Origin of the sequence: Streptomyces sp. NPDC101152 (assembly GCF_044768275.1) — a bacterium.
In the GTDB taxonomy this organism is placed as follows: domain Bacteria; phylum Actinomycetota; class Actinomycetes; order Streptomycetales; family Streptomycetaceae; genus Streptomyces.
Map to the genome: position 1 here is coordinate 24,731 of NZ_JBIWPO010000007.1, position 26,704 is coordinate 51,434.

Below are 26,704 nucleotides of genomic sequence, written 5' to 3' on the forward strand. Positions count from 1 at the left end.
CAGCCCGGCGGCCGGTGGGTCACTCGGGCGCCTCCGCCGTGTGCGGGCTGAGCACACCCGCCGTGACCAGCGCGATGATGACGATCCCCAGGGCGACGCGGTACCAGACGAACGGCATGAAGCTCCTGGTCGAGATGAACTTCATGAACCATGCGATCACCGCGTATCCGGACGCGAAGGCGATCATCGTCGCGAAGAGGGTCGGGCCCCACGAGATGGTGTCGCTCGCCATCGCGTCCTTCACCTCGAACAGGCCGGACGCCAGCACCGCGGGGATCGCGAGGAGGAAGGAGTAGCGGGCCGCGGCCTCCCGCCGGTACCCCATGAACAGGCCCCCGCTGATGGTCGCCCCGGAGCGGGAGACACCGGGGACGAGGGCCATGGACTGGCAGATGCCGTAGACCAGACCGTCCCGCACGCCGAGGTTCTCCAGCGTCTTGCGCTGCTTGGGCGCCCGGTGCCGGCCGCCCGTCTCGTCGCGCGCGGCCAGACGGTCCGCGATGCCGATGACCACGCCGACGGCTATCAGCGTCGTCGCCGTGATCCGCAGATCACGGAACGGCCCCTCGATCTGGTTCTTGAACAGCAGCCCGAGCACACCGATCGGGATCGAGCCGACGATCACCAGCCAGCCCGTCTGCGCGTCGTGGTCCTTGCGCATCTCCTTGCTGACCAGCGAGCGGGACCACGCCGAGGCGATCCGCCCGATGTCCCGCCGGAAGTAGATCGGCACCGCCGTCTCCGTACCGATCTGCGTGATCGCCGTGAAGGCGGCGCCCGGGTCCTTCCAGCCCGAGAAGGCCGCGGTCAGCCGCAGATGCGCGCTGGAGGAGACGGGAAGGAACTCGGTCAGACCCTGGACGAGCCCGAGGATGAGGGATTCAAACCACGACATGGAGGAAGGGAGTCCAAGCGCTCGTCGTGACGGGCGCGACGCGTCGTCACGCCGCCGGGCGGGAAGATCACGGGGTATGCGCCGAAGCCTAGCGGGCGGCCCGCCGCGCCGTGCCACGGGTGTCCCGCCGCCGTGGCTGCGGGGTGGTTGACCTTGTACGGGGGCGGAGCTTACGTTCTCAGGGAGGGGAAAGCGCTTGCTGCCATCTCTCCTCGTAGGCCGCCGTTCCCGGAGGAGCGCTGATCGCGTACATGTCCACGCCCGAGACCCATCCCCGCTCGGCGCCCTTGGCGGGCCGTCGCATCCGGGCCGCCCTCGTCGGTACCGGCGCCATCGGGCGGGGCTCCCACCTGCCCGCGCTCGCCGAGCTCGCCGAGCAGGGCGAGACGGAGGTGGTGGCCGCCGTTGACATCGATGCCACGGCGGTCGAGGAGCTGTGCCGGTCGGCCGGGATCCCGCACGCGTACACCGACCTGGACCGGATGCTGGCCGAGCAGCGGCCCGACCTCGTCAGCATCTGCACCCCGCCGACCCTGCACCGCGAGCAGACGATCGCCGCGCTGCGCGCCGGGGCCTGGGTGTGGTGCGAGAAGCCGCCCGTGCCGACGCTCGCCGACTACGACGCCGTGGCGGCCGAGGAGGGCACGGACGGCGGCCCGTACGCCTCGATCGTCTTCCAGCACCGCTTCGGCTCCGGCACCCGGCATGTACGGCGCCTGCTCGCCGAGGGGGCGCTCGGCCGGCCGCTGGTCGCGCACTGCCAGACGACCTGGTACCGCAACGCCGCCTACTACGCCGTCCCCTGGCGCGGCCGTTGGGAGACCGAGGGCGGCGGCCCGGCGATGGGACACGGCATCCATCAGATGGACCTCCTGCTCGACCTGCTCGGGCCGTGGAGCGAGGTGCGCGCGATGGCCGGCCGCCTGGTGCACGACGTGGAGACCGAGGACGTCTCCACCGCCCTGGTCCGCTTCGAGAACGGTGCCATGGCGACCGTCGTCAACAGCGTGCTGAGCCCTGACGAGGTCAGCCGGATCCGCGTCGACTGCGAGCGCGCCACCGTCGAACTCACCCACCTGTACGGACACAGCAACGCCGACTGGCGCATCACCCCGGCCCCGGACGTGCCCGGCGACGAGGCGGCGGCCTGGCAGGACTTCGGGGCGGACGTGCCCAGCTCGCACCGGGAGCAGCTCAGGGAGCTGGTCGCGAGCATGCGGGCCGGTGAACGGCCGCGCAGCAGCGGCGCCGACGGGCGTGCCGGCCTGGAGCTGATCGCCGCCCTGTACAAGTCGGCGTTCACCGACACGACCGTGCGGGCCGGCGAGATCGGCGCCGGCGACCCGTTCCACACGGCGATGCACGGCGGCGTACCCGGCTGGGCCCCCGCCGCCACCGCCGACCCCGCCGAGCCCGTCGTCACCCAGGAGGTCTCCGCATGAGCGCCCTGCGTCTCGTCCACGCCCACGGTGACCGCATCACCGTCACCGAGCCGGCCACCGGCGTCGACCTGCTCAGCTACGTCTACGCCCCCGAGGCCGCCTGGGAGGCCCCGAAGCCTTACCTCCACCCGATCCGCACCCTGGCCGGCGACGTCGTCACCGACTACCGGCCCAACGACCACCGCTGGCACAAGGGCCTGCAGCTGACCGCCTCGCACCTGTCCGGCGCCAACCTGTGGGGCGGCAACTCCTACGTCCACGGCGAGGGCTACCTCGAACTGCCCGAGCGGGTCGGCTCGATGGCGCACAACGCCTTCGACGAGGTGGCCGCCCACGAGGACCGGGTCGTCATCGCCGAACGGCTGACCTGGCACCCGTACAGCGGCGAACTGTGGGCCGACGAGGAGCGCCGGATCGAGATCCACGACGTCGACCGGGAGTCCGGTTCCTGGGCGCTCACCTGGACCAGTGCCATCACCAACCGCCGTGCCGAGCCGCTGCGGTTCGGCAGTCCGACCACCGCAGGGCGCGAACTCGCGGGCTACACCGGCCTGTTCTGGCGCGGGCCGCGTGCGTTCCGCGAGGGCCGGATCATCGCCCCGGACAGTGAGGGCCCCGGCCTCATGGGCGAACAGGCGGCCTGGCTCGCCTACTCGGGCGAGCACGACGGCACCGACGGCCACGCCACCCTCGTCTTCGCGCACGCCCCCGAGAACGACCACCTGGGCGCCCGGGGCACGCACCCCGCCCACTGGTTCGTCCGCAACGAACCGTTCGCCGCCGTGGCCCCCTCCTGGGCCTTCTACGACGAACTGGAACTGGCCCCCGGTGACACCCTCACCCGCCGCTACCGCGTCGTCGTCGCGGACGGGGCCTGGGAGCGGGACGAGATCGCCAAGTACCTGGAGGCGCACCCGTGGTGAGCGCGGAGGGATTCACCGGCCTGCCCGGCGGGGTCGCGGTGTCGCACCTGTCCGTCTACGACTGGCCCGCCGCCGACGGGGTCTGCGGCGGAACTCCCCATATGCACCTGACCTGTTCGGAGGCGTACGTCGTCACCGGCGGCCGGGGCGCGGTGCAGACCCTCACGACGTCCGGATACGAGGTCACGCCGCTCGCGGCCGGCACGGTCGCCTGGTTCACGCCGGGCACCATCCACCGGCTGGTCAACGAGGACGACCTGCGCATCACGGTCCTGATGCAGAACAGCGGCCTCCCGGAGGCGGGCGACGCGGTCCTGACGCTGCCGCCGCGGTATCTGGCCGACGCCGAGACGTACGCCGCCGTCACCGTGATCCCGGCGGACGCGCCGGAGGAGGAACGGGAGCGGATCGCCCGGACCCGCCGGGACCTGGCCCTGGAGGGCTACCGGGCGTTGCGCGAGGCGGACGGCCCGGAGCCGCTGGCGGCCTTCCACCGCGCCGCCGCGGCCCTGGTGCGGCCCCGGCTCGCCGAGTGGCGCGAACGCTGGGAGCGCGGCGCGCAGGCGGCTGCGGCCGCCACGGGGGAGCAGCTGGACCGCCTCGAGAAGGGCGACGTCACCCACCTCGCCGACGCTGCCGTACGCGCCGAACTGCCCTCCGAACACGGCAGGTTCGGGATGTGCGGGCGGCTGGACGTGTACCCGGGGCCGTGACCGGGCGCCTCGACGACCGGGCGGGTAGCCTGGAGGCGTCGGCTCGCTCAGGCCTCGGGAGGCCCGATGAAGTACGTCGTGTTCTACGAGTCGGCCGACGACCTGGCCGCGAGGGCGCCCGCCTACTTCGCCGCGCACACCGCCCGCTACCAGGAGTTCGTGGAGCGCGGTGAACTGCTGATGATCGGCCCGTTCGGCAACCCCCAGGAAGAGGGCTCGATGGCCGTCTTCACCACGCTCGCGGCGGCCGAGGACTTCGTCGCCGGCGATCCGTTCGTCCTGCAGGGAGTGGTGAAGGCCTGGCACGTCCGCGAGTGGAACGAGGTGCTCGTCCCGTCCTGACCTCCGGCGGACCCTAGGCCGCGGTGGGGCCTGAGACCGTCCAGCCCTCGGCCTGCGGGTGCGCCGTCAGGTCCTCGTGGCGGACCGGCGCGCCGCAGGCCTCGCAGGTGACCACCGGCACCAACTCGTGGCCGCAGATGTGCTCGACCACCATGGGGAGGTCGACGCCGTCGCGTACGTGGCGGTCGCCCCACTCCTTCAGCGTCATCAGGACCGGCTCCAGTTCAAGGCCCGCCTGCGTCGGCCGGTACTCGAAGCGCTGCGGGCGCTCGCTGTAGGCGCGCCTGGTCAGGATCCCTGCGTCGACCAGGCGGCGCAGGCGGGTGGCGAGGACGTCACGCGGGGCGCCGATGTTGCGTACCAGTTGGTCGAAGCGGCCGTTGCCCAGGCACACCTCCCGCAGAACGAGCAGGGAGTACTTCTCGCCGACGATCGCCAGGGCGTCAGCGATCGAGCAGGGCCGCGGGTCCTTCGGTGCTGCCATGCGCACAGTCTAGGGGAGATCCAGGTGAGGGTTTGATTTTCCAACTCACTGGGCTACTGTGAGTTTGGATTTCCTACTCACCAGTAAGCCCCCATCGCCTATCCCATTCACCTAGCCCATTCACCTATCCGCCCATTCCCCTACCCGATCAACTACCGCCGTCGTGGAGGCCCGCACCATGCGTGACGCAGTCATCGTCGAAGCCGTACGCACCCCGATAGGCAAGGGCAAGCCGGGCGGCGCCCTCGCGCACGTCCATCCCGTCGAACTCCTCGCCCACACCCTGCGCACGCTCGTCGAGCGCTCCGGCGTCGACCCGGCGCTGATCGACGACGTCATCGGCGGAACCGTCGACCAGGTCGGCGAACAGGCCATGAACACCACCCGCTACGCCGTCCTGTCGGCGGGCTTCCCGGACACGGTCCCGGCGACCACGGTGGACCGCCAGTGCGGCTCGTCCCAGCAGGCCGTGCACTTCGCGGCCCAGGGCGTCATCTCCGGCGCCTACGACATCGTCGTGGCCTGTGGCGTCGAGTCCATGAGCCGTGTGCCGATGTGGTCGAACGTGCCCGCGGGCAAGGACCCCTTCGGACCCGGTGTCGCCGAGCGCTACCCGGAAGGCCTGGTCCCGCAGGGCATCAGCGCCGAGCTGATCGCCGCCAAGTGGTCGATCACCCGCGAGCAGATGGACAGCTTCGCCCTCTCCTCGCACCGCAAGGCGGCCGAGGCCTGGACCAACGGCCTCTTCGACGCCGAGGTGGCGCCCCTGGAGGGCGTCACGCGCGACGAGTGCGTTCGTCCGGACAGCACCCCCGAGGTCCTGGCCGGCCTCAGGCCCGCCTTCCACGACCCCGGTTTCGCCGAGCGCTTCCCGCAGATCGAGTGGGGCGTCACGGCGGCCAACTCCAGCCCCGTCAACGACGGCGCATCCGCCGTCCTCATCACCTCCGCCGAGACCGCCGCCCGCCTCGGACTGCGCCCGCTCGCCCGCCTGCACAGCTTCGCCGTCACGGGTTCCGACCCGCTGCTGATGCTCACCGGGGTCATTCCGGCGACGGAGAAGGTCCTGCGCAGGGCGGACCTCACGGTGGACGACATCGACCTGTTCGAGGTCAACGAGGCGTTCTCCAGCGTCGTCCTGGCCTGGCAGCAGGAGACCGGCGCCGACCTCACCAAGGTCAACGTGCACGGCGGCGCGATCGCCCTGGGACACCCCCTGGGCGCGAGCGGCACCCGCCTGACGACCACCCTCGTGCACGCCATGCGCGCGCGGGGCGCCCGCTACGCCCTGCAGACGATGTGCGAGGCGGGCGGACTGGCCAACGCGATGATCCTGGAAGCCGCGTAAGGGGTCAGGCGCCCCGGATCTGGTGCCGCTTGCGCCAGGCCACCACCGCTCCCGCCAGCGCCGGCAGGGCGATGCAGGCCATCGCGATCAGGAAGGCGGGCGAGGTCGGCGCCGAGGCGCGGGCGCCTGCGACGACGTACGCGGCGGTGTTCGGGATGGAGCCGAGCGCCGTCGCGAGCAGGAAGGGCGCCCAGCCCATGCGGGAGACGGCGGCACAGTAGTTCGCCGCCCAGAACGGCACCCCCGGAAAGAGCCGGGCCGCCATCATCGAGCGGAAGCCGTGCCTGCTGAGCTGGCCGTCGGCCGCCTTCAGCAGCCGGCCGCGCAGCAGCGGGCGCAGCGCGTCCTGCCCGAGGACGCGGCCCAGGCCGAAGGCGATCCCGGCGCCGAGCACCGTGCCCACCAGGGTCGTGCCGATGCCCAGTTGGGAGCCGAACAGCGCGCCCGCCGCGAGGTTCAGCAGCGGCCGCGGCACGAACGCCACCGTGCACAGCCCGTACGCCCCCGCGAAGACCACGGCCGCCGTGGGACCTCCCAGTTGCGGAGGCCAGCCGTCAGCCAGCAACCTTTGCGGCTCGAAGAGCAGCACACAGGTCGCAGCGGTGGCGAGCAGGACGAGCAGCAGGGACAGCCGCGACCAGGGCGAGCGCAGCACGCGCGTGCAGCGCGTCCGCAGGCCCGGCGGTGCGGGGACGACGACGGCGAGCTCCGTGGCGGCGGCCCGGGGAGAGGCCGTGGCGGTGCCCCCAGAGCGGGTGTGGGCATCGAGCATCCGGCGACACTAACCGACGCACGTGTCTGATCGCCGTATGGTTCCTTCTATGAGCGTCACAGATGTGGTCGCCCCGGGTGTGCCGTTCAGCACACTCGCCGACACCGTCCTTGAGCGGCTCACCGTCGGCTACGCGTCCGCGGCGGACCCGGAACGGGCGGCGTCCATGCGCGCGTACATGAAGGACGTGGCGCCCTTCCTGGGCCTGGCCACACCCGTGCGCCGGGCCCTGTCCCGCACCGTCGTCGCCGGCCTGCCCCGCCCCGACGAGTCCGACTGCACCGCGATCGCCCTGCGCTGCTGGCAGTTGCCGGAACGCGAGTACCACTACTTCGCCGTCGACTACCTGCGCCGGCACGTGCGCGTGTGCTCCTCCGCCTTCCTCCCGGTTGCCCGGCGGCTGATCGTCACCACCTCCTGGTGGGACACCGTCGACCTGCTCGCCGCGCACGTCGTGGGCGCCCTCGTCGCGGCCGACCCGGCACTGAAGACGGACATGGACGCCTGGATCGCCGACGACGACCTGTGGATCGCCCGCTCCGCCCTGCTCCACCAACTCCGTTACAGGGAACACACCGACACCGAGCGCCTCTTCACCTACTGTCTGCGCCAGTCCGCCCACCCCGACTTCTTCGTCCGCAAGGCGATCGGCTGGTGCCTGCGCGAGTACGCCAAGACCGACCCGGAAGCCGTGCGGGCGTTCCTGGCGCGGGAGCGGGGCAGGTTCGCGCCGCTGTCGGTGCGGGAGGCCCTGAAGAACATCGGGCCCTGAACTCCCCTTCGTCCGCCGATGTGCTGAAAAACCATTCGACGCCGGACAGGACGTCGGCGATGATCGACCCCATGTTCCGGCACGCCTTCGTCCTCGCAGCATCCGCAGTCGCGGATGCGCCGAAGGCTGCCGTCCTGATCCTCCTGGCCGCAGCCGACGGCGCCCGAAGCTGACCCTCTCCGGATCGTCCGGCGGACCCCGCGAGGGGAGGGTCGGCCAGTCCCCGGGGTCCCGCGTTTCTTCTTCACGGCTGAGAGGCTTCGAGGTACAGCCATGCCCAAGACGGCGTACGTGCGCACCAAACCGCACCTGAACATCGGCACCATCGGCCATGTCGACCATGGCAAGACCACCCTGACCGCCGCCATCACCAAGGTGCTGGCCGAGCGCGGCACCGGCACGTTCGTGCCCTTCGACCGCATCGACCGCGCCCCGGAGGAGATCGACCGCGGCATCACCATCAACATCGCGCACGTCGAGTACGAGACCGACACCCGGCACTACGCGCACGTGGACATGCCGGGCCATGCCGACTACGTCAAGAACATGGTCACCGGGGCCGCGCAGCTCGACGGGGCGATCCTCGTCGTCTCCGCCCTCGACGGGATCATGCCGCAGACCGCCGAACACGTGCTGCTCGCCCGGCAGGTGGGCGTCGACCACCTCGTCGTCGCCCTCAACAAGGCCGACGTGGGCGACGAGGAGCTCATCGACCTCGTCGAGCTGGAGGTCCGAGAGCTGCTCACCGCGCAGGGGTACGGCGGCGACGCGGTGCCCGTCGTACGGGTCTCCGGGCTGAAGGCCCTGGAGGGCGACCCGCGCTGGACGGCGTCCGTCGAGGCGCTGCTCGACGCCGTGGACACGTATGTGCCCATGCCCGAGCGGTACCTGGACGCGCCGTTCCTGCTGCCGGTGGAGAACGTGCTCACCATCACCGGCCGCGGCACGGTGGTGACCGGCGCGGTCGAGCGGGGAGTCGTCCGCGTGGGCGACCGGGTCGAAGTCCTCGGCGCCGGTGTCGAGACCGTCGTCACCGGCTTGGAGACCTTCGGCAAGCCCATGGACGAGGCGCAGGCCGGGGACAACGTGGCGCTGCTGCTGCGGGGTGTCCCCCGGGACGCGGTCCGGCGCGGGCACGTCGTGGCGGCGCCGGGGAGCGTGGTGCCGGGGCGGCGGTTCTCGGCGCGGGTGTACGTGCTGTCCGCGCGCGAGGGCGGTCGTACGACGCCTGTGTCCACGGGGTACCGGCCGCAGTTCTACATCCGTACCGCGGATGTGGTGGGTGACGTCGACCTCGGTGACGTCGCCGTCGCGCGGCCCGGTGACACGGTCACGATGACGGTCGAGCTCGGGCGGGACGTGCCCTTGGAGGCGGGGCTGGGCTTCGCCATCCGTGAGGGCGGGCGGACCGTGGGGGCCGGAACCGTCACCGGGGTGGAGTGAGGTCGGGGTGTGGGGACCGCAGTCCCCACACCCCTTCTCGGCGTTTCCCGGCCGCACAATGGAGTCGTGACCGAACCCATCCCCGTCAGCAGGACCACCGACCTCGGGGTCGCCAAGCTCATGCCCGATGTCGATCGGGAGCGGGCCTGGCTGCTGACCGTCGACGGGGCGCCGCAGTCGTACGTGGATCTGGACGAGCCGGAGCATCTGGAGTTCGAGTACGCGCGGCGGCTCGGGCATGTGCTGGACCTCGTCGGGGAGCCCGGGCGTCCGCTGGACGTGCTGCATCTCGGTGGGGGCGCGCTCACGTTGCCCCGGTACGTCGCCGCCACCCGCCCTGGTTCACGGCAGGACGTCGTCGAGGCGGACGGGGGCTTGCTGGAGCTGGTCGTGGAGCATCTGCCGCTCCCCGACGGCGCCTCGGTCGCCCTGCACACCGCGGACGCCCGCGCCTGGCTGGAAGCCGCCCCCGCGGACTCCGCGGACGTCATCGTCGCCGACGTCTTCGGCGGCTCCCGCGTGCCGGCCCACCTCACCTCCGTCGCCTACGCCCACGTGGCGAACCGCGTCCTGCGCGAGGGCGGCGTCTACCTGGCCAACCTCGCCGACGCCGCGCCCTTCGGCTTCCTGCGCTCCCAACTCGCCACGTTCGCCGAGGCGTTCGAGGAGCTCGTGCTGATCGCCGAACCGGCCGTCCTGCGCGGGCGCCGGTTCGGCAACGCCGTCCTCGTCGCCGCGCACCACCCCGTCGACACGTTCACCCTGGCTCGCCGCACCGCCGCCGACGCCTTCCCGGCCCGGGTCGAACACGGGTCCGGCCTACGGGACTTCGTCGACGGCGCGCGACCGGTCCGGGACGAGGACGCCGTACCGTCGCCGGAGCCCCCGGAGGGGGCGTTCGGCATCGGCTGAGCCGGCGTTCAGCCGCCAGTGGGCGGCTCCTTCGTCAACCGCACCGTGCTCATGATCTTCATGATGGTCGCGTCCGGGACCTCGCCCTTGACGCCCGTCGCGCCGTAGAGGTTCCAGGCGACGAAGTCCCCGGCGGAGTTCTTGAAGCCGAACGTCACGGCCTTGCCGTCACTGTCGCACTTGGACTTGCCGATCTGCGGGTTGTGCTTCGACCGGGCCCAGGCGTAGCTGCCGGCGATGCCGGAGGCGGTCGTGAACTTCTTGGCCTTCTTGTCGAAGGTGATGCTCTTCTTGTCCGGCTGCGTGTAGCCGCCGAAGACCCACCAGGGCACCTGGTTGACGGCCACCTCGTCGGTGTTCTTGGCGCCGTCCGCGCCCTTGGTGCCCACGGCCGCGAGCGCGGTGTCCTCGGTGCGGCCGTCCTTGTCGTCGTCGGAGGTGCACCACTTGGACTTGTAGTACGCCGGCGCCGACATCGTGATGAGCGGCTTGCTGCCGGCGTCCTTGCTCTTGTCCTCGAAGCCGATCAGGGTCCCGGGCGTCTCCACCTCCCAGTCGGCCGGTACGTCGAAGGCGGTGCCCCACTTGGGGTTCACCACGACCTTCCAGCCGGCGACGGTCGCCTTCTCGGTGTCGCCACCACGCGGGTTGTCCCCGGAGCCGGTGGGGGACCGGCTGGGGTCGGCCGACGCACTCGCGGACTGCCCGGCGTGCTTGTCGCCGCCCGAACCGCCGTTCGCCTTGTCGTCGCTGCCACCCCTCAGCACCACGGCGGCCGTGACCCCGGCCGCCACGACCACGGCCGTCGCAGCCAGGATCGCGACCAACTTCGTCCGGTTGCCCCCGCTGCCGCTCGGCGGCTGCGGCGCGCCCACCGGCCCCGGCGGCCCCCACTGCGGTTGCTGCGCATAGGGGTTGGGCTGCTGGAACCCTGGCTGCTGGTACGGATTCGGCTGCTGGTACCCCGGCTGCTGGTACGGGTTGTGCTGTCCCTGCGGGACCTGCGGGCCCGGTCCTTGCGGAACCGGTCCCTGCGGGTTCTGCTCGCCCCCTGGCGGCTGCTGTCCTGGCCACATGGGCAGCAACCCTAGTGCCGCCGGGGACACGATTCGGTCACTGTGGCTCACCAACGCCGTTGCGGGGCCGGAGCGACGATCGTCACACCGCTCTGGCCAGCCAGGCTACTCGTGAGTAACGTGCTGGTCATGAGCGCAGATCAGATGTCCGTCGGTGAGCTGCTGGCCGCGACGGTGCCGATGGCCCGGACGTTGAACCTGGAGTTCCAGGAGACCACGCCGGACCGGGCCGTGGTGGTCCTGCCGGACCAGGGCGAGTACCACAACCACGTGGGCGGGCCGCACGCCGGCGCGATGTTCACGCTCGGCGAGTCCGCGAGCGGGGCGATCGTGCTGGCCGCCTTCGGGGAGCAGCTCGCCCGGGCCGTTCCGCTCGCCGTCAGCGCCGAGATCGCCTACCGCAAGCTGGCGATGGGGACCGTCACCGCGACCGCCACCCTCGGCCGCCCCGCCGCCGACGTCGTCGCGGAACTGGACGCGGGGGAGCGCCCCGAGTTCCCGGTGTCGATCGAGATCCGGCGCGCCGACGGTGCGGTGACCGGCGAGATGACCGTCGTGTGGACATTGCGTCCTCATGGCTGAGATCGCCGCCGCGTGGGCCGTGCGCCCGGGTGTCTGAGCGGCGGTGAGGTGTGAAGGGCCCGGGGGTACGTCCGTCCCCCGGGCCCTCGTCGTGGGGTCAGGCGGCGTGGCGGCGGCGTCCGTCGGCGGTGCCGCTGTCCAGGCCGGCCACGAACTCCTTGAGCCAGGCGACGAATTCGGGACCGAGGTCGTCCCGGTCGCAGGCCAACCGGACGACGGTGCGCAGGTAGTCGGCCTTGTCGCCGGTGTCGTAGCGCAGCCCGTCGAAGACGACTCCGTGCACGGTGCCGCCCGCGGCCAGCTCCTGGAGGGCGTCCGTCAGCTGGATCTCGCCGCCCCGGCCCGGCGGGGTGCGCTCGAGCGTGTCGAAGACTGCCGGGTCGAGGACGTAGCGGCCGATGACGGCGTAGCGGCTCGGCGCGTCCGCGCGTGACGGTTTCTCCACCAGACCGGTGACCCGGACGACGTCGTCCTCGGCGGTGGCCTCCACGGCCGCGCAGCCGTAGAGGGGGATCTGCTCCGGCGGCACCTCCATCAGGGCCACGACGCTGCCCGAGTAGTGGTCGCGTACGTCCAGCATCCGGCCCAGCAGGCTCTCGCGCGGGTCGATCAGGTCGTCGCCGAGCAGGACGGCGAAGGGCTGGTCGCCGACGTGGCGGCGGGCGCACAGCACGGCGTGCCCGAGGCCGAGCGGCTCGCCCTGGCGGATGTGGTGGATGTTGGCCAGCCGGGCCGGATCGCGCACGGCGTCCAGCCGTACCGCGTCTCCCTTGGCGGCGAGGGCCTGCTCCAGTTCGAAGGCGTTGTCGAAGTGGTCCTCGATGGCACGCTTGTGGCGGCCGGTGACCATCAGCACGTCGTCGAGCCCGGCCGCGGCCGCCTCCTCGACGACGTACTGGATGGCCGGCTTGTCGACGACGGGCAGCATCTCCTTCGGAGTGGCCTTGGTCGCGGGCAGGAACCGGGTGCCGAGTCCGGCGGCCGGGACGACGGCTTTGCGGACGCCGAGGACGCTGGGGGCGGGGACGGGGGCGCTCGAAGCGTGGGGGGCGATCATGCGGCCGATGCTGCCCCACGGGGATGAGAACTCACCCGGAGAATCCTCAGAGCGCGCTGTGGGTCTCGTCCGACAGCCGGTCAGAAGTTGGAGGTTTCGTGTGCCAATGACGCCCGCGTGTACACAACTTTTCTGGAGTTTCTGCTGTTTGAACTTCGGTCACTCGAACTCCTTGTTTCGTGTACGTCAATTGTGCGAAAGTGAGCGGCCCTATGGCGGTGAGTAACTCGCGCGGCATAGGTATGCACCAATCAGGCACCTGCTTTCCGACGGACGTGCGTATTCCACCTGCCGTCCTGCGGCTTGGAAGGAATTGGTTCAGTGCAATCCCCCTACCCCCCACGACCCCCCTACCCGCCGCGTCCCGGATCGGGTCCGGCGGAGTCCGACCGCGACCTCGTCGCGCAACTGGGACAGCGTGCGAACGGTGCCCGCGCGGGCGCGTTGCTGCTGGCCCGGCACTGGCGGGCGACGTACGACTACGCCTCCGTCTGCCTGACCACCACGGAGAGTTCCGCCGCCATGGTCGCCGCCGCGGCGTTCCATCGTGTGCTCGGCAGGCCCGCCCCCGGCGCCCTTCGACCCCAACTCCTCACGGCGGTACGGGACGCGGCCAAGGAGTGGGCGGCGGACGACGTCATTTCCGTTCTGCTGCCGGAACTCCGCAAACCGACCGGCGGTCGTGGGCTGCGTGCCGCTCGCTCCGTGACGCCCGAAAGGCGGCAGTTGGCCGAGCGGGCATTCCGGGCCCTTCCGGGGGCCTCGCAATGCCTGTTGTGGCATACCGAGGTCGAGGCCGAACCCATAACCATACCAGCCGGTCTGTTGGGGGTGGACACGCCCACCGCCGTTGCCGCCCTGGAGCAGGCGCGCGAACAATTCCGCAGCGGCTGCGTACGCGCCCACCGGGAACTCGCGCCCGGCAAGGAGTGCCGCTTCTACAACCGCCTCCTGGACGTCCCGATCCGCCGTGGCGGTGCCCTCCTCCCGGACGTCGAGCAGCATCTTCGGGACTGCCGCTACTGCCGCCACGCGGCCGAGCAGCTCAGCCACTTCGAGGGCGGCCTGGAGGTGCTCCTCGCCGAGACCGTCCTCGGCTGGGGCGCCCGGCGCTACCTCGACTCCCGGCCCGGCCGTGGCGGCGACTCCGCGGCGCGGCCCGGACGTCCGGCGGGGGGCGGCCGGCATCGGCCCACCCCACCGCGCAGGCACACCAAGGCCCTTGTGGTGGGGGTCGGCCTGACCGCCGTGGCCCTGCTCGCGACCGTCCTCGTCACCAAGGGCTGGACGGACGACAACGGTGTCCCGCATCCGCACGTGACCTGGGACGCGGTGAGCAGCAGTTCCCTGGCTCCTGCGCACTCAGCGGCGGCCGGGTCGGCGTCGCCGGCCTCCGCCGGTGAGCCCGTGGAGATCGGCCGGGGCAGGCTCCGCGCCACGGGCCGGGGCCTGTGCCTCGGCGTCGACGGCGGCCGGGCCGGGGCCGGGGCGGCGGCCGTGCTGGCGGCCTGCTCCTCCGCGGCGTCACAGCAGTGGTCGTACGGGGACGACGGGCTGCTGCGCAGCGGCGCCGACCCCAGCCTCTGTCTGGACGCCGACGCCCGCGCCGTCGTCCTGGCCGGTTGCGTCGTCCACGCGGGGGAGGTGCGCTACGACTTCACCGTGCGCGGGGAGTTGCTGGTGCGCGGGAGCGAGGGGCTGCTGATCGCACCCGGCAAGGAAAGTGACGTCGTGGTCGCCGAACGGGACGGCTCGGCCGGGCAGCGCTGGGTGCTCGAGGTCGGCGGCGGAGCGCTCCCACCGCAGAAGACACGGCAGGCGAAGCAGCCGGGCGGATCCGCGGACAGCCGCTCCATCGGGGGCCAGGAGGCGACGGAGGCGACGCCGCCCGCGCCCGGCGGCCACCTTCAGCGACAGGCGCCCAGGGCCGAGCAGTACCGGCCGAAGATCGCCCCTGTCGCCGACAGGACCCGGCCCACCGTGGTGCCGGCGCCGCTCGCCCGGGTCCGGACCCTGACGACGGACACCCTGGACGCCGTCACGACCACGCTCGGGTCCGTCCTTCACTGACCGGCACCCGAGCCTCGCCGGGGCCGCCCGCCCAGGGGTGGCCCCGGCTTCGTGTCCGTCGAAACCTCCGTCCCCTGTGGATCCTTCGACTCTTGTGGGCATTCCACGCCTTTCATGTTCGCGTCATTGACACGAGTCACCCGCGGTCATAGTTTTCCCGCCGCGCCACTGGTGTCCAACGGCTCGTCACCGGTCTCTTACGCACGCCGCGTTCAGATGCCGAACGCGGGCCGGGACGCCGCGGCGTGAGAGCGGTCCACAACGTCGTGCCCGCACACCGAAGGAGTGACGGCTCATGTCCGAAACCGTCTCCCGGCGATCCGCCCTGCGTCTGATGGGCGGCGCGATCACCGTCGCCGCAGCGGCCACCGGCACCCTGACGCCCCCCGCACATGCCCTCGCCAGACCCGAGGCGGGGGCCGGCCCCCGCGTCGAGAGCCTCCTCGCCAGGCTCACCCTCGACGAGAAGATCTCCCTGCTGCACGGCGCCACCGACCCCGCCTCGCTCGGCCAGGCCGGCTACGTCCCCGGCGTCCAGCGCCTCGGCATACCGCCCCTGCGCCTGACCGACGGCCCGGCCGGCGTCCGCGTCACCCGCCATGCCACCGCCCTGCCCGCGCCCGTCCTGCTCGCCTCCGCCTTCGACCCCGAACTCGCCCGGCGCTACGGCCAGGTCGTCGGCCGCGAGGGCCGTGCCCTCGGCCAGGACGTGCTGCTCTCCCCGATGGTCAACCTCGTCCGCACCCCGTACGCGGGCCGCAACTTCGAGACCCTCGGTGAGGACCCGCTGCTCGCCTCCGACCTGGTCGCCGCCGAGATCAAGGGCATCCAGGGCGAACACCTCATCGCCACCGTCAAGCACTTCGCGATGAACAACCAGGAGCAGGACCGCATGTCCATCGACGTGCGGGTCGACGAACAGACCCTGCACGAGCTGGAGTTGCGCGGCTTCGAAGCGGCCGTCGACGCGGGGGCGGGCGCCGTGATGGGCGCCTACAACAAGGTCAACGGCACCTTCGCCTGCGAGAACAGGACGCTGCTCACCGGCATCCTGCGCGACCAGTGGGGCTTCGAAGGCTGGGTGATGACCGACTGGTTCGCCGCGCACAGCACCGCCCGGGCGATCACGGCCGGCCTCGACATGGAGATGCCCGACGGCACCTACTTCGGTACGGCGCTCAAGTCGGCCGTACAGAACGGCAGCGTGCCCGAGCGCTACGTCGACCGGGCCGTGCGCCGCATCCTCTCGGTCATGGACCGCTTCGGGCTGCTCGACGGCAGCGTGCCGCCCCGTCCGGCCCGTGACGCGCGGGCGGGTGCGGCCGTGGCCCTGGAGGTCGCCAAGGCGGGCGCCACCCTCCTGCGCAACGAACACCACACCCTCCCGCTCGCCCCGGGCGACACGGTCGCGGTGATCGGCCCGACGGGCGGCCTGCCCTTCGTCAGCGGCGGCGGCAGCGCCCATGTCGTCCCCGACCACGCGGACAGCCCCCTCGACGCCATCAAGGCCCGCGCCGGCAAGGTCACTTACGCGCTCGGCGAGGACCTGTTCGGCAAGCCGATCCCGGCGGGCACGCTGAGCCCCGCCTTCGACAGCGAGGGACAGAAGGTCGGCGCCGGCAAGATCTGGACCTACGACGGCACGCTCACCGTCGCCGAGCCCGACGAGTGGACGTTCGTCCTGCACTTCTCCTCCGCGCCCACCGCCCGCCCCAAGGTCCTGCTCGACGGCACGGAGCTGTTCCCGCAGGCGGCAGGGTTCGGCGAGTACTTCCAGGGCGGCCTCGTCTCGGCCGACCCCGACGGGCTGTCCGTGCGCCGCAGGACCCTGACGCTCGCCAAGGGCGCCCACACCCTGCACGTCACCGCGCAGGGCGGAGCCGACGGAATGCTGTTCCGGCTGCGCAGGATCACCGGCGCGACCCGCGCCCAGGACGTCGCCGAGGCCGTCACCGCCGCCCGCGGCGCCCGTGATGTCGTCCTGTTCGCCTACGAGGACGCCACCGAGGGCCTGGACCGTACGACGATCGCCCTGCCCGGTCACCAGCAGCAGCTGATCGAGGCCGTCACGAAGGCCAACGCGCGCACCACGGTCGTCCTCAACACCTCGTCCTCGACGTCGATGCCCTGGCTGGAGGCGACCGGCGCCGTGCTCCAGATGTACTACCCGGGCCAGGAGGGCGCGGCCGCCACCGCCGCCGTCCTTTACGGGGAGTGCGACCCCGGCGGCCGCCTTCCCCAGTCCTTCCCGGCCGACGACGCCCACCACCCCGTCGCCGGTGATCCCCGCCGCTATCCCGGGGTGAACGGCACCGAGGAGTACTCCGAAGGCATCCACGTCGGCTACCGCTGGTACGACGCCGAGGGCGTGCGGCCGCTGTTCCCCTTCGGGCACGGACTGTCGTACACCTCCTTCGTCTACGACGACCTGCGTGTGCGCCGGAGCGGGCGCAGACTGGTGGTGTCCTTCGAGGTCCGCAACACCGGGCGCCGGGACGGCATCGCGGTCCCGCAGGTCTATGTCGGGCCCTCGCCCCACCTCCGACTCGCGCAGGCGGTACGGGTGTTGGGCGGATACCGCCGGGTGGCGCTGCGGGCGGGGGAGCGGCGGCGCGTCGAGGTGGAGGTCGCCGCACGCACCCTGTCCTCCTGGGACCCGAAGCGCCACCGCTGGGTGCTCGGGACCGGTCGGCGCACCGTGTGGCTCGGGGCGTCCTCGCGTGATCTGCGGCTGCGGACGAGCATGGAGGTGGGCGCGTGATACGGCGCATCGCCATCGCCCTGACGGCCCTCGCGGCGGCGCTCGTCGCGCCCGCGCCGGTGGCCCGGGCGGCAACCCACGGTGACGGTCCGGTCGTTCGCACCCAGGCGGGCCTGGTGCGCGGCGAGACCACCGCGGAGGGGCGGCAGTTCCTCGGCATCCCGTACGCCCAGCCGCCGGTCGGCAGCCTCCGTTGGCGCGGCCCGCGGCCCGTCCGGCCCTGGCACGGGGTGCGCTCCGCGCAGGGCTTCGGCGACAAGTGCGTCCAGACGTCGAGTTGGGATCCCGGCTACGAACAGCCGTCGTACACCGAGGACTGCCTCGATCTGAACGTGTACGTTCCCGAGGGCTCGACTCACCGACCGGTCCTCGTCTGGTTCCACGGCGGCGGCCTGACCGCCGGCGCCGGACAGGACGTCGTCCCCGACACCTTCGCCCGGCAGACCGGGACGGTCGTCGTGACCGTCAACTACCGTCTCGGCGCGATGGGGTTCCTCGCCGCGGCCGGCCTCGACAAGGAGGCGCGCGACGGGGTCTCCGGCAACTTCGGGATGCTGGATCAGCAGGCCGCGCTGCGCTGGGTGCGCGCCAACGTCGGCCGCTTCGGCGGTGATCCCGGTCGTGTCACCATCGCCGGCGAGTCGGCGGGCGGCCGCTCGGTCTGCACCCAGTTGGCCTCGCCGACGGCCAGGGGGCTGTTCCGGGCGGGCATCATCGAGAGCGGTGCCTACGGCGACTGCGCCGCCCGGACGCACCCGGACGCGGTCGCAGCGGGAGCCGCCTTCGCCAAGAAGCTCGGCTGCGCGACCGTCGCCTGTCTGCGCGGCAAGTCCGCCCGCGAGATCCTTCAGGCACAGGGCGGCTTCGACTGGGGCCCGGTGGCCGGCGGCGCCTTCCTGCCGGTGCAGCCCGAACAGGCCTTCGCGCGCGGAACCGCCTCCCGGGTGCCGGTGCTCAACGGCGCGAACAAGGACGAGGGACGCCTCTTCGCCTTCTCCCGGTTCGACCTGACCGGGACACCGCTCACGGCCGAGCAGTACCCGGCGGTCATGCGCCAGGCCTTCGGCGACCAGGCCCTGGCCCGCTACCCGCTCTCCGCCTATCCCACTCCGACCATCGGCTACGCGACGGCGCTGGGTGACTCCGTCTTCAGCTGCCCCGCACTGCGTCTCGACGGCCTCCTGAGGACCCGCGCCCCCGTCTACTCGTACGAGTTCGCGGACCGCACCTCCCCGCCCTTCGCCTCGCTGCGCAACCTGCACACGTCCTTCGACTTCGGTGCGACGCACGTCGACGAGGTCCAGTACCTCTTCAAGCACTTCGGTCTCCCGTCCCCGTTCAACGCGGAACAGAAGGTGCTGGCGGGGCAGATGGTGCGGTACTGGGGTTCCTTCGTCCGGGACGGGGTGCCCTGGGCGGCCGGCCAGCCCCCGATGCCCGCGGGACCGGCCGTGGTCCTCTCCCTGAAGACGGCGTCCAAGGGCGGGAACACCCTGAGCGCCACCGTGCGCCAGGAGCACCAGTGCGATCTGTGGGACCGCGCCTCCTCCGGCTGACCCGGTAGGCTTCCCGGCATGGGCCCCCGTGCGGCGCATGCCGGGAACACGGGAACCCAGGGTCACGAATCGGGAGGAACCGGCGTTGCACGTCCAGCAGTGGCTCGACACGGTGCCCGCGGTAGCCGTCTACGCCGTGGTGGCGCTGGTCATCGGTGTCGAAAGCCTGGGTATCCCGCTGCCCGGCGAGATCGTCCTGGTCTCCGCGGCCCTGCTGTCCTCCCAGCACTCCGGCATCAACCCCGTGCTGCTCGGGGCCTTCGCCACCCTCGGCGCGGTCGTCGGCGACTCCATCGGCTACGCCATCGGCCGCAAGGGCGGACGGCCGCTGCTGGCCTGGCTCGGCCGGAAGTTCCCCAGACACTTCGGCGAGGGCCATGTCGCCACCGCCGAGCGCTCCTTCGAGAAGTGGGGCATGTGGGCCGTCTTCTTCGGCCGCTTCATAGCCCTGCTGCGCATCTTCGCCGGGCCCCTCGCGGGCGTCCTCCACATGCCGTACTGGAAGTTCCTGATCGCCAACGTCCTCGGCGGCATCTGCTGGGCGGGCGGCACGACGGCGGTCGTCTACTACGTCGGCATCGTCGCCGAGAACTGGCTGAAGCGCTTCTCGTACGTGGGCCTGGCGGCGGCGGTCCTGGTCGGCCTCGCGTCGATGCTCATCGTGCGGCGCAAGGCGAAGAAGGCGGCGGCACAGCGGGAAGCGGCCGAGCGGGAGCCGGTCAGCGCCGCCGAGTGACGCCTACTGCTTCTCGTGCACCTCGCGGTGTGCCTTGGCGAGTTCGGCGTACAGGGTCCCGTTGAGGGTGATTCCCTGGCGCTCCTCTTCCGTCAGGGGCCGCTTCACCTTCGCCGGCACCCCCGCCACCAGTGACCCGGGCGGCACCTGCATGCCCTGCGGCACCAGTGCCTGCGCGGCGACCAGCGAGCCCTCCCCGATCACCGCGCCGTTCAGCACGGTCGCGCCCATCCCGACGAGGCAGTCGTCCCCCACCGTCGCCCCGTGCACCACGGCGTTGTGCCCGACGGAGACCCGCTCACCGATGTGGACCGGGAACCCCGGATCGGCGTGGAGCGTGCAGTTGTCCTGGACATTGGCCTGAGCGCCCACGAAGATCCGCTCGACGTCGCCCCGCAGCACCGCCCCGTACCAGACACCGGCGCCCGCCTGCAGGGTCACGTCCCCGATCACCGACGCCGTCGGCGCGACGAACGCCTCCTCGTCGATCCTCGGTTCCTTCCCGCCGATCCCCGTGATCAAGGCCTTGTGCGTCATCGCCCTCTCCTCGTCGTCGACTCAGAACGCACGGTACGCCACCTGGTAGGGCGAAGATCACAGACCCTCGACCCTGCCGGGGTGCCGCACGCTCAGTACGGTGACTGCGTGCCGAAGAGCAAGAACACGTTCTCATCCTGGCGGCGGAACCTGACCCAGCGCGCCGTCCACGCGGGCTGGGCCTGGGTGCAGCGCACCGGCTCGGTGACCGCCGAGAGCCCGGGCCGCCTCCGCTTCGGCGCCCTCGGCGCGCACACCCGGCTCGCCTTCCCGCTCGGCACGGTCTTCGGCGAACCCTGGATCCACCTCGGCTCCCACTGCATCGTCGGCGAACAGGTCACCCTCACCGCGGGACTCATGCCAGACCTGGACCTCGGACCCGACCCGATCCTGCGCATAGGGGACGGCGTCGTGCTGGGCCGCGGCAGCCACGTCATCGCCGACACGACGGTGACGATCGGCAGCGACTGCTACTTCGGCCCCTACGTCTACATCACCTCCACGAACCACTCCTACGACGACCCGCACGAGCCGATCGGCAAGCAGTGGCCGCGCATGGAGCCCGTGGAGATCGGGCCGGGCTGCTGGATCGGCACCGGTGCCGTGATCCTGCCGGGCGCGAGGATCGGGCGGAACGTCGTCGTGGCGGCCGGCGCGGTGGTCCGGGGTGTCGTACCGGACCACGCCGTCGTCGCGGGCGCGCCCGCCCGGGTCGTACGGCGCTGGACGGCCGCCGAGGGCTGGCAGCCGCCGCTCAGGACGCCGGCGCCGGTGCCGATCCCCGACGGGGTCACGCCGGAGCAGCTGCGCGCGCTCTCGGAGCTGGACGACGAGACGGTGGCGCGACTCGCCGAACTGGACGCCGAGCCCTCCTGACGCGGAACCCTCAGCCGGCGGCCAGCAGCAGGGTGCCGAGCAGGGCGAGACCCGCGCCCGCGGCCTGGATCGCGTGGAGGCGTTCGCGGAGGATGCCGCGCGCGGCCAGGGCGGTCACCACCGGGTAGAGCGAGGCGAGCACGGCGGCCATCACGACCGGGCCGTGCTGGGCGGCGACCGAGTACGTGCCGTTCGCGGCGACGTCCGCGAGCCCCACGAAGGCCAGCGCCGGCAGGGAGGCCCAGGGGAACCGGCCCTCGGGGAGCGCATCAGAGCCCCGCCGCACGGACACGTACAGGGCGACGCCCCCCGCGGCCACGTTCGTCAGACGCTGCACGAAGAGCGCGAGGAACAGGCCGGTGACGGTGGTGGAGGCCTCCGCGATCAGGGCGAACACCGTGCCGAAACCCAGGGCGGCGACGAGGGTGAGCACGATGGCCCGGCGCTGCACCGACGTGCCCCCGAGCCGGGGGCCGCCCGCGAGGACGACACCGGTGACGGCGACCGTGATCCCGGCCACCTGCGTCAGACCGGGGCGCTCGCCGAGGAACAGGCCCACACCGACGGGGACGGCGACGCTCAGGGTCGCGAGCGGGGAGACGACCCCCATCGGTCCGAGGGCCAGTGCCTTGTAGAAGGAGATCATCGCGAGCGGCCCCGCGAGGCCCGCCGCGACGGCGAACCACAGTCGCGGACCGGCCTCGCTCCAGCCGCCCGTGGCCGCGACGACCACCCCCAGCACGGTCGCCGCGATCGCCTGCGAGACCACGACCACCGTCAGCGCCGGGGTGCGCCGGGTCAGCAGTCCGCCGCCGAAGTCGGCCAGGCCCCACAGCAGGCTGGTGGCCAGGGCGAAGAATGCTGTCACGGCCGGCCTCGCAGTACAGTTCGGTGAACGATCGGGTGCACCTCACCGTAGTCCAGTGAAGTGAACTCTGTCATCCAGGATATTGGCCTCGCGAGAAGGGGACATCGGACGAACGTGTCGGACCTCGACCTGCTGACCCAGTCCCTGGCGCGCAACGTCAAGCGCTGGCGCAACGAGCGCGGCTTCACCCTCGACGCGCTCGCGGCCCGGGCCGGCGTCAGCAGGGGCATGCTCATCCAGATCGAGCAGGCCCGCACCAACCCGAGCATCGGCACGGTCGTCAAGATCGGTGACGCGCTCGGCGTCAGCATCACCACGCTGCTCGACTACGAGCGGGGACCTAAGGTGCGAATCGTCCCGGCCGAGCAGGTGGTGCGGCTGTGGCACACCGAGGCCGGCAGCTACAGCCGGCTCCTCGCCGGCACCGAGGCCCCCGGTCCGCTGGAGATGTGGGAGTGGCGCCTGATGCCGGGGGAGGGCAGCAGCTCGGATCCGCACCCCGTCGGCACGGTCGAGATCGCCCATGTCACCGAGGGCGAGCTGACCCTCACGGTCGAGGGCGCCGAGCACCGTGTCCCCGCGGGGGCGAGCGTCACCTTCGAGGCCAACGCCCCGCACGCCTACGGCAATCGGGGCGAGGTCCCCACCCGCGTCGTGCTGGCGGTGTCCGTCCCGCCCGTCCCCTGAGCGAGCCCCGCCGCCCCTGTTAGCGTGCCGTCATGGACGCACCCATCGGACACTTCGACACCGCTCTGCCTGCCCCCGACGTCCTCGACGACCTGGTGGCCCCGGTCGCCGACGCCGTACTCCACTGGAGCGGCAGCGTCCCCGCCGAGCAGATCGTCTACGTCGACACCGACCCGCGGTGGGCCGACACCGCCGTCTTCGTCCAGCACTACGGGCGGGAACTGCTGGAACAGTCCGCGAACTGCGTGGTCGTCGCGGGCAAGCGGGGCGGCGAGACGACACTGGCCGCCTGCGTGGTCCTCTCCACCACCCGCGTCGACGTCAACGGAGTGGTGCGCCGCCGACTCGGCGCCCGCAAGGCGTCGTTCGCGTCGATGGACACGGCGACGCAGGAGACCGGCATGGAGTACGGCGGCATCACCCCGATCGGACTCCCCGGCGGCTGGCCGGTGTTGATCGACTCCGCCGTCGTCGACCTGCCGTACGTCCTGGTGGGCAGCGGCCGCCGCCGTGGCAAGCTCCTGGTGCCGGGCAAGGCTTTCGCGGAGCTTCCCGGCGCGGTGGTGCTGGAGGGGCTGGGGGTGGCCTGAGGTCAGGCCACGGTGTGATGGGCCAGCGCCAGATGCGGGTCCGCCTCACCGGGCGCGGGCGCCGGATCCGCGTGGACGAGGGCCGCCGTGAGGCGCGGTACGGCGTGCAGCAGGGCGTGTTCCGCGTCGACGGCGATGCCGTGGGCCTCCCGTACCGTCGCCTCGCCGTCCACCACGACCGCGACCTCGGCCCGCAGCCGGTGCCCGATCCAGCGCAGCCGCAGCTCGCCGACCTCCCGCACCCCCGGCACCTCCCGCAACGCCCGCTCGGCGCGGTCCACCAGGGCCGGGTCGACGGCGTCCATCACCCGCCGGAACACCTCGCGCGCGGCGTCCCGCAGCGTCAGCGCGATCGCCGCCGTGATCGCCAGCCCCACGACCGGGTCGGCGAGCTGCCACCCCAGCGCCGAGCCGCCCGCGCCCACCAGCACCGCCAGCGAGGTGAAACCGTCGGTCCGCGCGTGCAGCCCGTCGGCGACCAGCGCGGCGGAACCGATGGAGCGGCCGACCCGGATCCGGTACCGCGCCACCCACTCGTTGCCCGCGAAGCCCACCAGCGCCGCCACCGCCACGGCCGCGACATGATGGACCGGCCGCGGGTCGAGAAGCCGTTCCGCCGCCGCCCATGCCGCGAAGGCCGCCGACGCGGCGATCGTCAGCACGATCACGATGCCCGCGAGATCCTCGGCGCGCCCGTAGCCGTACGTGAAGCGGCGGTTGGCCGCCCGCCGGCCCAGCACGAAGGCGATCCCGAGCGGTACGGCGGTCAGTGCGTCCGCCGCGTTGTGCACCGTGTCGCCGAGCAGCGCAATCGATCCGGACACGACGACCACGACCGCCTGGACGAGCGCGGTCGCGCCGAGGACGGCGAGCGAGACCCACAGCGCGCGCATACCCCGGGCCGAGGACTCCAGGGCGGGGTCCAGCTTGTCGGCTGTCTCGTGGGAGTGGGGGGTCAGCAGGTGGCGCAGGCGATGGCGCGGGCGCGGGTGCTCATGGGGGTGGTCGTGGCCGTGGGTGTGGCCATGGTCGTGCGCGTGGTCATGCTGGTGCGCGTGCTCGTGGCGGTCGCTCACGGCGGTCCCCTTCCGGTGTCGCGGGAGTGGACGTACGACGTCCACGACGCCATTATGTGCGTATGAGCGCACGCATGCACCTATCACCTGCGCACGATGCGCATCCGCGCAGCCCCGGCGAGGAACAGTTCGCTCTCGCCGCCGAACTCCTCGCCCTCCTCGGCGACCGCACCCGCCTCGCCCTGCTGCATGCCCTGACCTCGGGAGAGGCCGACGTCAGCACGCTCACCAAGGCGTGCGGAGCGGCCCGTCCCGCGGTCAGTCAGCACCTGGCACGGCTGCGGCTCGCGGGCCTGGTGAACACACGCAAGGAGGGGCGGCGGGTGATCTACTCGCTGCCCGACGGGCATCTGCGGCGACTGGTGGACGAGGCGCTGAACGTGGCGGACCACCGGCTCAGCGACCGGCCCCTGCACGACTGAGGTGCGTCAGAGCGGATACGTGCCGAGGTACTGCTCCGCGAACGCGGCCGCGGCGGCGGGGGACGCGAAGAGGCGGCGCAACCGGGCCAGCGTGGTGCCCGCGCGATACGCGTCGCCGGAGGCGGCGCCGTGATACACCTCCGACAGCCACTGGGAGAACTCCTGGTAGTCCCACACGCGGCCGAGGCAGGCGTCCGAGTAGCCCTTGAGGCCCGCGGGTTCGCCCTGGGTGAGGTACTCGACCAGGCCGTCGCCCAGCAGGAAGGCGTCGTGCAGGGCGAGGTTCATGCCCTTCGCGGCGATGGGGGCGGTCAGGTGGGCGGCGTCGCCGGCCAGGAAGAGGCGGCCGAACACCATGGGCTCCACCACGGAGTTGTGCATGTCGAGGACGCGCTTCTCGATGAGCCGGCCCTCGGTCAGCGGCGGCCGGTCGGCCGCGCCGAGGCGCTCCTGCAGCTCGGACCACACGCGCTCGTGGGACCAGGCGTCCGGGTCGTCGCCGGGCGGGCACTGCAGGTAGTAGCGGGTGACGTCGGGACTGCGGGCCATGTGCCCGGCGAAACCGCGCGGATGGACGCCGAAGACCACGCAGTCGCTGGAGGGCGGCGCCTCGGCGAGCAGCGCCAGCCAGCCGACGCCGTAGTCGTGCCGGGCCACGCGGGCCCGCTGCGGCAGCACGCTCCGTGTCACCCCGCGAGCGCCGTCGCAGCCGGCGACGAACTCGCAGTGCACGAGCTCCCGTCGGCCGGTCTCCGGGTCGAGATACGACACCGTTGGCCGGTCCGAGTCCAGTCCGTGCAACTGGACGTCGCGTACGCCGAACCGTATTGCCCCGCCGCGCACGTCCGCGTACTCCCGCACCAGGTCCGTCACCAGCAACGGCTGCGGATAGACATAATGGTGATGTCCCGTCAGCTCCTGGTACGCGAGCCGGTACCGCTGCCCCTCGAAGCGGAACTCGCACTCGGTGTGCCGCTGCGCCCGCTCCAACAGCCGGTCGGCGAGGCCCCGTTGCTCCAGCCCACGTACCGCCCATTCCTCGAGCACACCCGCCCGGGGCCGCTGCTCGATGAACTCACGCGTCTCGGCCTCCAGGACCAGGCAGTCGACCGAGGCGGCCCGCAGGATGTTCCCGACGGTCAGACCGGCGGGCCCGGCACCCACGATCACCACCGGAAAGCGTTGCGGGGAAGGGGAGTCGGGGCGGGGGGAGGGGAACGTCACGCGAGCATTATGAGCAGACGTCCCCGATCAGCCCAGCAGGGGTATCTCGATCGCCGGGCAGCGGTCCATGACCATGTCGAGGCCCGCCGCGCGGGTACGGTCGTACGCCGCCTCGTCGATCACGCCGAGCTGGAACCAGACGCCCTTCGCGCCCTTGGCGACCGCCTCGTCGGCCACCCGGCCGGCCAGGTCGCTGTTGACGAAGACGTCGACCACGTCGACGTCGAAGGGGATGTCGGCGAGGGAGGCGTATCCCTGCTCGCCGTGCACCGTCTCCGCCTTCGGATGGACGGGGACGACCCGCTTGCCGTAGCGCTGCAGCACCTGGGCGACGCCGTACGCCGCGCGCCGCTGGTTCGACGAGAGCCCCACCACGGCCCAGGTGTCGCCGAGCTCGGTGAGGATCCTGCGGACCGTTTCCTGGTCGCCGTACACCGTTGGCCTCCTGACCCTCGTGAAGTGCTGTCCAGTGCGACAACGGACGAGGCCGCGCGAGGATTCCCCCGACCGATCGCGGCGGCATGTCCGCAATCCGTGCCG

27 protein-coding genes are annotated in these 26,704 nt (G+C 72.1%); 17 read left to right on the top strand and 10 right to left on the bottom strand.

Features of this window, described 5'->3' with window-relative positions:
• Positions 1-19: 19 nt before the first annotated feature.
• Positions 20-895 (bottom strand): undecaprenyl-diphosphate phosphatase, encoded by an 876-nt coding sequence (locus tag ACIRVK_RS11525; RefSeq protein ID WP_404245644.1) that lies wholly within the window; start codon positions 893-895, stop codon positions 20-22.
• A 251-nt stretch (positions 896-1,146) separates the two neighbouring features.
• Here ACIRVK_RS11525 and ACIRVK_RS11530 point away from each other — a divergent pair, with 251 nt between their 5' ends.
• The 4 genes from ACIRVK_RS11530 to ACIRVK_RS11545 all read left to right on the top strand — a co-directional run bounded on the left by ACIRVK_RS11530 (position 1,147) and on the right by ACIRVK_RS11545 (position 4,315).
• Positions 1,147-2,337 (top strand): Gfo/Idh/MocA family protein, encoded by a 1,191-nt coding sequence (locus tag ACIRVK_RS11530; RefSeq protein WP_404245646.1) that lies wholly within the window; start codon positions 1,147-1,149, stop codon positions 2,335-2,337.
• Positions 2,334-3,260 carry a PmoA family protein gene (locus tag ACIRVK_RS11535; RefSeq protein ID WP_404245648.1) on the top strand — a complete coding sequence of 309 codons (927 nt, stop codon included), beginning with the start codon at positions 2,334-2,336 and terminating at the stop codon, positions 3,258-3,260. Before ACIRVK_RS11530 ends, ACIRVK_RS11535 begins: the two co-directional genes overlap by 4 nt.
• Complete coding sequence (locus ACIRVK_RS11540) at positions 3,254-3,973, top strand: cupin domain-containing protein (protein ID WP_404245650.1); 720 nt, start codon at positions 3,254-3,256, stop codon at positions 3,971-3,973. The genes ACIRVK_RS11535 and ACIRVK_RS11540 overlap by 7 nt, the downstream gene beginning before the upstream one ends.
• Before the next feature lie 66 nt (positions 3,974-4,039).
• Positions 4,040-4,315 (top strand): YciI family protein, encoded by a 276-nt coding sequence (locus ACIRVK_RS11545; RefSeq protein ID WP_404245652.1) that lies wholly within the window; start codon positions 4,040-4,042, stop codon positions 4,313-4,315.
• A 13-nt stretch (positions 4,316-4,328) separates the two neighbouring features.
• On the opposite strand, the gene ACIRVK_RS11550 is transcribed toward ACIRVK_RS11545, so the two are convergent.
• Complete coding sequence (locus ACIRVK_RS11550; protein ID WP_404245654.1) at positions 4,329-4,799, bottom strand: winged helix-turn-helix transcriptional regulator; 471 nt, start codon at positions 4,797-4,799, stop codon at positions 4,329-4,331.
• Positions 4,800-4,977: 178 nt separating this feature from the next.
• Here ACIRVK_RS11550 and ACIRVK_RS11555 point away from each other — a divergent pair, with 178 nt between their 5' ends.
• The gene (locus tag ACIRVK_RS11555; protein ID WP_404245656.1) at positions 4,978-6,147 is read left to right on the top strand and encodes a thiolase family protein; all 1,170 of its coding nucleotides are present in this window, start codon (positions 4,978-4,980) and stop codon (positions 6,145-6,147) included.
• 4 nt (positions 6,148-6,151) lie between these two features.
• Here the strand turns inward: ACIRVK_RS11555 and ACIRVK_RS11560 are convergent, their stop codons facing one another.
• Positions 6,152-6,919: a TVP38/TMEM64 family protein gene (locus ACIRVK_RS11560; protein WP_404245658.1), complete on the bottom strand. Its 768-nt coding sequence runs from the start codon at positions 6,917-6,919 to the stop codon at positions 6,152-6,154.
• Between the two features lie 49 nt (positions 6,920-6,968).
• Here ACIRVK_RS11560 and ACIRVK_RS11565 point away from each other — a divergent pair, with 49 nt between their 5' ends.
• The 3 genes from ACIRVK_RS11565 (at position 6,969) to ACIRVK_RS11575 (ending at position 10,046) form a co-directional block, all read left to right on the top strand.
• Complete coding sequence (locus ACIRVK_RS11565) at positions 6,969-7,691, top strand: DNA alkylation repair protein (protein WP_404245660.1); 723 nt, start codon at positions 6,969-6,971, stop codon at positions 7,689-7,691.
• Positions 7,692-7,964: 273 nt separating this feature from the next.
• Positions 7,965-9,134 carry an elongation factor Tu gene (gene tuf, locus ACIRVK_RS11570; RefSeq protein WP_404245662.1) on the top strand — a complete coding sequence of 390 codons (1,170 nt, stop codon included), beginning with the start codon at positions 7,965-7,967 and terminating at the stop codon, positions 9,132-9,134.
• Between the two features lie 66 nt (positions 9,135-9,200).
• On the top strand, positions 9,201-10,046 hold the full coding sequence (locus ACIRVK_RS11575) for a spermidine synthase (RefSeq protein WP_404245664.1): 846 nt from the start codon (positions 9,201-9,203) through the stop codon (positions 10,044-10,046).
• Positions 10,047-10,054: 8 nt separating this feature from the next.
• Here ACIRVK_RS11575 and ACIRVK_RS11580 read toward each other — a convergent pair whose 3' ends face one another.
• Entirely contained in the window at positions 10,055-11,122 is a 1,068-nt protein-coding gene (locus ACIRVK_RS11580; protein WP_404245666.1) for a hypothetical protein, read from the bottom strand.
• A 144-nt stretch (positions 11,123-11,266) separates the two neighbouring features.
• Between ACIRVK_RS11580 and ACIRVK_RS11585 the strand changes: the two genes are divergently transcribed.
• Positions 11,267-11,704, top strand: coding sequence for a DUF4442 domain-containing protein (locus ACIRVK_RS11585; RefSeq protein ID WP_404246133.1), 438 nt, complete (start codon positions 11,267-11,269; stop codon positions 11,702-11,704).
• A gap of 97 nt (positions 11,705-11,801) precedes the next feature.
• Here the strand turns inward: ACIRVK_RS11585 and galU are convergent, their stop codons facing one another.
• Positions 11,802-12,761 carry a UTP--glucose-1-phosphate uridylyltransferase GalU gene (gene galU / locus ACIRVK_RS11590; protein ID WP_404245669.1) on the bottom strand — a complete coding sequence of 320 codons (960 nt, stop codon included), beginning with the start codon at positions 12,759-12,761 and terminating at the stop codon, positions 11,802-11,804.
• A gap of 321 nt (positions 12,762-13,082) precedes the next feature.
• Between galU and ACIRVK_RS11595 the strand changes: the two genes are divergently transcribed.
• From ACIRVK_RS11595 to ACIRVK_RS11610, 4 genes are all read left to right on the top strand, one after another.
• A complete protein-coding gene (locus ACIRVK_RS11595; RefSeq protein ID WP_404245671.1) occupies positions 13,083-14,831 on the top strand; it encodes a ricin-type beta-trefoil lectin domain protein in 1,749 nt (582 codons plus the stop codon).
• A 295-nt stretch (positions 14,832-15,126) separates the two neighbouring features.
• On the top strand, positions 15,127-17,592 hold the full coding sequence (locus ACIRVK_RS11600) for a beta-glucosidase (RefSeq protein ID WP_404245673.1): 2,466 nt from the start codon (positions 15,127-15,129) through the stop codon (positions 17,590-17,592).
• Entirely contained in the window at positions 17,589-19,148 is a 1,560-nt protein-coding gene (locus ACIRVK_RS11605; protein WP_404245675.1) for a carboxylesterase/lipase family protein, read from the top strand. Before ACIRVK_RS11600 ends, ACIRVK_RS11605 begins: the two co-directional genes overlap by 4 nt.
• 85 nt (positions 19,149-19,233) lie before the next feature.
• Positions 19,234-19,884 (top strand): DedA family protein, encoded by a 651-nt coding sequence (locus tag ACIRVK_RS11610; RefSeq protein ID WP_404245677.1) that lies wholly within the window; start codon positions 19,234-19,236, stop codon positions 19,882-19,884.
• Positions 19,885-19,887: 3 nt separating this feature from the next.
• Here the strand turns inward: ACIRVK_RS11610 and ACIRVK_RS11615 are convergent, their stop codons facing one another.
• A complete protein-coding gene (locus tag ACIRVK_RS11615; RefSeq protein ID WP_404245679.1) occupies positions 19,888-20,421 on the bottom strand; it encodes a gamma carbonic anhydrase family protein in 534 nt (177 codons plus the stop codon).
• Between the two features lie 108 nt (positions 20,422-20,529).
• On the opposite strand from ACIRVK_RS11615, the gene ACIRVK_RS11620 reads away from it, so the two are divergent.
• Positions 20,530-21,297, top strand: coding sequence for an acyltransferase (locus ACIRVK_RS11620; protein ID WP_404245681.1), 768 nt, complete (start codon positions 20,530-20,532; stop codon positions 21,295-21,297).
• A 10-nt stretch (positions 21,298-21,307) separates the two neighbouring features.
• Here the strand turns inward: ACIRVK_RS11620 and ACIRVK_RS11625 are convergent, their stop codons facing one another.
• Positions 21,308-22,165 carry an EamA family transporter gene (locus ACIRVK_RS11625; RefSeq protein WP_404245683.1) on the bottom strand — a complete coding sequence of 286 codons (858 nt, stop codon included), beginning with the start codon at positions 22,163-22,165 and terminating at the stop codon, positions 21,308-21,310.
• A 114-nt stretch (positions 22,166-22,279) separates the two neighbouring features.
• Here ACIRVK_RS11625 and ACIRVK_RS11630 point away from each other — a divergent pair, with 114 nt between their 5' ends.
• On the top strand, positions 22,280-22,852 hold the full coding sequence (locus tag ACIRVK_RS11630; RefSeq protein WP_404245685.1) for a helix-turn-helix domain-containing protein: 573 nt from the start codon (positions 22,280-22,282) through the stop codon (positions 22,850-22,852).
• A 32-nt stretch (positions 22,853-22,884) separates the two neighbouring features.
• Positions 22,885-23,442 (top strand): YbaK/EbsC family protein, encoded by a 558-nt coding sequence (locus ACIRVK_RS11635; RefSeq protein ID WP_404245687.1) that lies wholly within the window; start codon positions 22,885-22,887, stop codon positions 23,440-23,442.
• A 2-nt stretch (positions 23,443-23,444) separates the two neighbouring features.
• Here ACIRVK_RS11635 and ACIRVK_RS11640 read toward each other — a convergent pair whose 3' ends face one another.
• Positions 23,445-24,518, bottom strand: a complete 1,074-nt coding sequence (locus ACIRVK_RS11640) for a cation diffusion facilitator family transporter (protein ID WP_404245689.1) — start codon at positions 24,516-24,518, stop codon at positions 23,445-23,447.
• Positions 24,519-24,580: 62 nt separating this feature from the next.
• Between ACIRVK_RS11640 and ACIRVK_RS11645 the strand changes: the two genes are divergently transcribed.
• On the top strand, positions 24,581-24,940 hold the full coding sequence (locus ACIRVK_RS11645; protein WP_404245691.1) for an ArsR/SmtB family transcription factor: 360 nt from the start codon (positions 24,581-24,583) through the stop codon (positions 24,938-24,940).
• A 6-nt stretch (positions 24,941-24,946) separates the two neighbouring features.
• Here ACIRVK_RS11645 and ACIRVK_RS11650 read toward each other — a convergent pair whose 3' ends face one another.
• Positions 24,947-26,164 carry a 4-hydroxybenzoate 3-monooxygenase gene (locus ACIRVK_RS11650; protein ID WP_404245693.1) on the bottom strand — a complete coding sequence of 406 codons (1,218 nt, stop codon included), beginning with the start codon at positions 26,162-26,164 and terminating at the stop codon, positions 24,947-24,949.
• 27 nt (positions 26,165-26,191) lie between these two features.
• Positions 26,192-26,599, bottom strand: coding sequence for a CoA-binding protein (locus ACIRVK_RS11655; protein ID WP_404245695.1), 408 nt, complete (start codon positions 26,597-26,599; stop codon positions 26,192-26,194).
• Positions 26,600-26,704: the final 105 nt, after the last annotated feature.

Excerpts from the sequence above, each read along its gene's own strand:
- ACIRVK_RS11525 (WP_404245644.1), bottom strand. The coding sequence starts at position 895 with ATGTCGTGGTTTGAATCCCTCATCCTCGGGCTCGTCCAGGGTCTGACC.
- ACIRVK_RS11530 (WP_404245646.1), top strand. The coding sequence starts at position 1,147 with ATGTCCACGCCCGAGACCCATCCCCGCTCGGCGCCCTTGGCGGGCCGT.
- ACIRVK_RS11535 (WP_404245648.1), top strand. The coding sequence starts at position 2,334 with ATGAGCGCCCTGCGTCTCGTCCACGCCCACGGTGACCGCATCACCGTC.
- ACIRVK_RS11545 (WP_404245652.1), top strand. The coding sequence starts at position 4,040 with ATGAAGTACGTCGTGTTCTACGAGTCGGCCGACGACCTGGCCGCGAGG.
- ACIRVK_RS11550 (WP_404245654.1), bottom strand. The coding sequence starts at position 4,799 with ATGGCAGCACCGAAGGACCCGCGGCCCTGCTCGATCGCTGACGCCCTG.
- ACIRVK_RS11555 (WP_404245656.1), top strand. The coding sequence starts at position 4,978 with ATGCGTGACGCAGTCATCGTCGAAGCCGTACGCACCCCGATAGGCAAG.
- ACIRVK_RS11560 (WP_404245658.1), bottom strand. The coding sequence starts at position 6,919 with ATGCTCGATGCCCACACCCGCTCTGGGGGCACCGCCACGGCCTCTCCC.
- ACIRVK_RS11565 (WP_404245660.1), top strand. The coding sequence starts at position 6,969 with ATGAGCGTCACAGATGTGGTCGCCCCGGGTGTGCCGTTCAGCACACTC.
- tuf (WP_404245662.1), top strand. The coding sequence starts at position 7,965 with ATGCCCAAGACGGCGTACGTGCGCACCAAACCGCACCTGAACATCGGC.
- ACIRVK_RS11580 (WP_404245666.1), bottom strand. The coding sequence starts at position 11,122 with ATGTGGCCAGGACAGCAGCCGCCAGGGGGCGAGCAGAACCCGCAGGGA.
- ACIRVK_RS11585 (WP_404246133.1), top strand. The coding sequence starts at position 11,267 with ATGTCCGTCGGTGAGCTGCTGGCCGCGACGGTGCCGATGGCCCGGACG.
- galU (WP_404245669.1), bottom strand. The coding sequence starts at position 12,761 with ATGATCGCCCCCCACGCTTCGAGCGCCCCCGTCCCCGCCCCCAGCGTC.
- ACIRVK_RS11600 (WP_404245673.1), top strand. The coding sequence starts at position 15,127 with ATGTCCGAAACCGTCTCCCGGCGATCCGCCCTGCGTCTGATGGGCGGC.
- ACIRVK_RS11615 (WP_404245679.1), bottom strand. The coding sequence starts at position 20,421 with ATGACGCACAAGGCCTTGATCACGGGGATCGGCGGGAAGGAACCGAGG.
- ACIRVK_RS11635 (WP_404245687.1), top strand. The coding sequence starts at position 22,885 with ATGGACGCACCCATCGGACACTTCGACACCGCTCTGCCTGCCCCCGAC.
- ACIRVK_RS11645 (WP_404245691.1), top strand. The coding sequence starts at position 24,581 with ATGAGCGCACGCATGCACCTATCACCTGCGCACGATGCGCATCCGCGC.